Below are 3,476 nucleotides of genomic sequence, written 5' to 3'. Positions count from 1 at the left end.
CACCCAAACCCCGTCGAAGACGCCGGCCTCCCCCACCCGGAGCGCCACCCTGCCGCCGCCCTGATCCCGGGCCCCTGCCGGACGGTCCGCCGGGGCCGTCCGGGCCGTCCGGCATGCGCGAGAACGACCCAGGAGATGTGCAGTGAGCCTTCTGACCCCTCAACGGCAGCGCGAGCGTCCGTCGTCCGCGTCACCGCCGCCACGATCGCGGCCGCACGTGCGGTCGTGGTCGCAGCTGCGGTCGTGGTCGCCGGTGTCGCGGATCGGGGCCGCCGATCGCGAGGTGCTGTGGCTGTACCTGCTGACCCGGGTGGGCATCTGGACCCTCGCGTACTGCACCCGGTGGCTGTTCCCCGACGACGGGAAGGCCCGCCACGCCGGTTCGTTCTTCTCCTCGTGGCAGCGGTGGGACTGGTGGCACTACCTGCACATAGCCCAGTCCGGCTACTTCCCGGACGGGACCGGTCCCTGGACGCCGGACTGGGACAACAGGGAGGCGTTCTTCCCCGGCTTCCCGTTCCTGCTGCGGGCCGTCCACACCGTCGTCCCGAGCTGGCCGGCCGCCGGTGCGCTGATCTCGTTCGTCGCCGGGGGAGTCGCCGTACTGGCCCTGGCCCGGATCGCCCGGCTGTACCTGCCGCAGGAGGGTGCGGGGCCGCGCGCGGCGCTGTTCTTCCTGCTGTCCCCGTGCGCGGTCTTCCTCGCCGCCGGCTACACCGAGGCGCTCTTCCTCGCGTTCGCCCTGCCCGCGTGGCTGGCCGCCCAGCGCCTCCACTGGCCGACGGCGGCCGTCCTCACCTGCCTGGCCACCACGGTCCGGGTCAGCGGGCTCTTCCTCGCCGGGGCCCTGGCGGTCCACTTCCTGGTGACCGCCCGCACCCCCGCCCACTGGCGCCGCCTGCCCTGGCTGGCGCTGCCCGCCCTGCCGCCCCTGCTCCACAGCTGGTACCTCCAGGCGCACACCGGTGACTGGATGGCCTGGAAGCACGCCGAGGAACGCGGCTGGTACCGCGACTTCCACGCCCCCTGGGAGGCGTGGAAGAACACCTGGCACGCCGCCTTCGGCCACTCCCAGTCCACCGGCTACGCCCTGATGTCCCAGGCCGAACTCCTCACCATGCTCATCGGTCTGGTGCTGTGCGGGGTGCTGCTGCGGCAACAGCGCTGGGCGGAGGCGGCGTACATCGCGGTCAGCCTGTGGGCGCTGGGCACGTCCTACTGGTACACCTCCCTGCCCCGCGCGACCCTGCTGTGGTGGCCCCTGTGGACCGGGCTCGCCGCCTGGAGCCTGCGCAGCCCGCGCGTCAGGACCGCCTATCTCGCGGTCGTGGCCCCCCTGATGACGGTCGTCGCCGTCACCTTCCTCTCCGGGCGGTGGGCCGGCTGAGCCGTGCGGCGGTGGACGGGCTGAGCCGTGCGGCGGCCGACCCGCCCGCGCTCCGGCTCCCCGGTCGGCCGTGCCGCTTCCGGAACCGGCGGTGGTGGTCGCGCGTGACGTGCGCGCGGCCCCGGGTGCCGAGGTCGGGGTCCACCGCGACAGCGGCCGGGCGGTGCCCGGCGCCGGCACCCACGAGCACGGGCACCCGGGCGAACCGGCCGGTGCGCGGCGCCTCCGCGGTCGGGTGATGACCCCACTGGTCCGCCCGTGGTCGCGCTTCCGGTACCGCCCTCGCAGCCTGGGCGGGAGCACTACTGGAAGGGACGGCCCCCTTGATGAGGCTTGTCGTCGATCTCAACCGGTGCCAGGGGTACGCGCAGTGCGCCTTTCTGGCCCCCGACGTCTTCGTCATGCACGGCGAGGAGGCGTTGCTGTACAACCCGCACGCCGACGGGGCCCATCGGGAGCAGGTGATGCGCGCCGTCACCGCGTGCCCCGTGCAGGCGATCATGGTGGACGACCCGGACGTCCCGGAGAGCGAGGGGTCGTCCGGTGTCCGGTGACGATGCCCTGGAACGGTTGAGGCGCGAGGGGCGGATCGTGATCGTCGGGGCCTCCCTCGCCGGGCTCCGGGCCGCGGAGACCCTGCGGAAGGAGGGCTTCACCGGTTCGCTCACGCTGATCGGCGACGAGCCCCACGAACCGTACGACCGGCCGCCGCTCTCCAAGCAGGTCCTGCTGGGCCACGCGACCGCCGACCGCACCGCGCTGCCCCGGCGCGCGGCGCTCGACGCGCACTGGCGGCTCGGGACCGCCGCCACCGGGCTGGACATGGCGGCCAGGAAGGTCCGGCTGGCCGACGGCGACGAGGTGGCGTACGACCGGCTGCTGATCGCCACCGGCGTCCACGCCCGGCCGTGGCCGCACGAGGCCGAGGCCGCGCTGGACGGGGTCTTCGTGCTGCGCACGCGGGACGACGCGGCCCGGTTGCAGCGGCGGCTGGCGGCACCGCCCCGCCGGGTGCTGGTCATCGGCGCGGGTTTCACCGGCTCCGAGATCGCGTCCGCCTGCCGTGAGCGCGGCCTCGCGGTGACCGTCGCCGAACGCGGGGCGGCCCCCCTCGTGGGCGCCCTCGGCGGTGTGATCGGCCGGGTGGCCGCGGAGCTCCAGCGCGAGCACGGCGTGGACCTGCGCTGCGGGATCATGGTCACCGCGCTGGAGGGCGACTCGGCGGGACGGCTGCGGCGCGCCCATCTGTCGGACGGCACCACCCTCGACGCGGACGTCGCCGTCGTCTCGCTCGGCGCGCAGCGGAACACCGAGTGGCTGGCCGGTTCCGGGCTCGGTGCCGGGCCGCGCGGGATCGCCTGCGACGCCGGCTGCCGGGCCTTCGACTTCCGCGGCATCGTGACCGACGACGTCTTCGTCGCCGGTGACGTCGCCCGGTCCCCGCACGCGCTCTTCGGGTACCAGTTCCTGTCCCTCGAACACTGGGGCAACGCCGTCGCGCAGGCCGAGACGGCGGCGCACAACATGATCAGCAGCAGCTCGGAGCGCCGCCCGCACCTGTGGGTCCCGGCCTTCTGGTCCGCCCAGTTCGGGGTCAACATCAAGTCGGTCGGCGTCCCGTCCCTGGGCGAGGAACTCGTCGTCGCCCAGGGGTCGCTCGCGGAACGCCGCTTCGTCTGCGCGTACGGGTACCAGGGGCGGGTCATCGCCGCCGTCTCCTTCGACGGCACGAAGTGGCTGGAGTTCTACCAGCGGCAGATCGAGTCGGCCGCGGTGTTCCCGCCGGAGCACTCCGTGGTGGACAGCCGCCCCGAGGGCCTGCGGCCGGTCCCGGCCGAGTTCCCGGACCCCTCGCTGCCCACGCACGGGCCGACCGTCACCGTCAGCGGCTACTCGCCGACCGACTTGATGTTGACCCCGAACTGGGCGGACCAGAAGGCCGGGACCCACAGGTGCGGGCGGCGCTCCGAGCTGCTGCTGATCATGTTGTGCGCCGCCGTCTCGGCCTGCGCGACGGCGTTGCCCCAGTGTTCGAGGGACAGGAACTGGTACCCGAAGAGCGCGTGCGGGGACCGGGCGACGTCACCGG

Annotated in this window: 3 protein-coding genes; all 3 read left to right on the top strand. The window is 74.1% G+C overall.

Annotated elements, in window-relative coordinates; genetic code table 11:
- The first annotated feature begins 142 nt into the window (after nucleotides 1-142).
- Nucleotides 143-1,387 carry a mannosyltransferase family protein gene (locus EAO76_RS40410; RefSeq protein WP_148841232.1) on the top strand — a complete coding sequence of 415 codons (1,245 nt, stop codon included), beginning with the start codon at nucleotides 143-145 and terminating at the stop codon, nucleotides 1,385-1,387.
- Between the two features lie 326 nt (nucleotides 1,388-1,713).
- A complete protein-coding gene (locus EAO76_RS40405; protein WP_148841231.1) occupies nucleotides 1,714-1,941 on the top strand; it encodes a ferredoxin in 228 nt (75 codons plus the stop codon).
- Nucleotides 1,931-3,476 (top strand): NAD(P)/FAD-dependent oxidoreductase (locus EAO76_RS40400; protein ID WP_399463654.1); only part of this gene is annotated, 1,546 nt, incomplete at its 3' end. The genes EAO76_RS40405 and EAO76_RS40400, both read left to right, overlap by 11 nt.

The organism is Streptomyces sp. sk2.1, assembly GCF_008120935.1.
Classification (GTDB): domain Bacteria; phylum Actinomycetota; class Actinomycetes; order Streptomycetales; family Streptomycetaceae; genus Streptomyces.
This window is presented reverse-complemented; position numbering and strand designations above follow the sequence as displayed.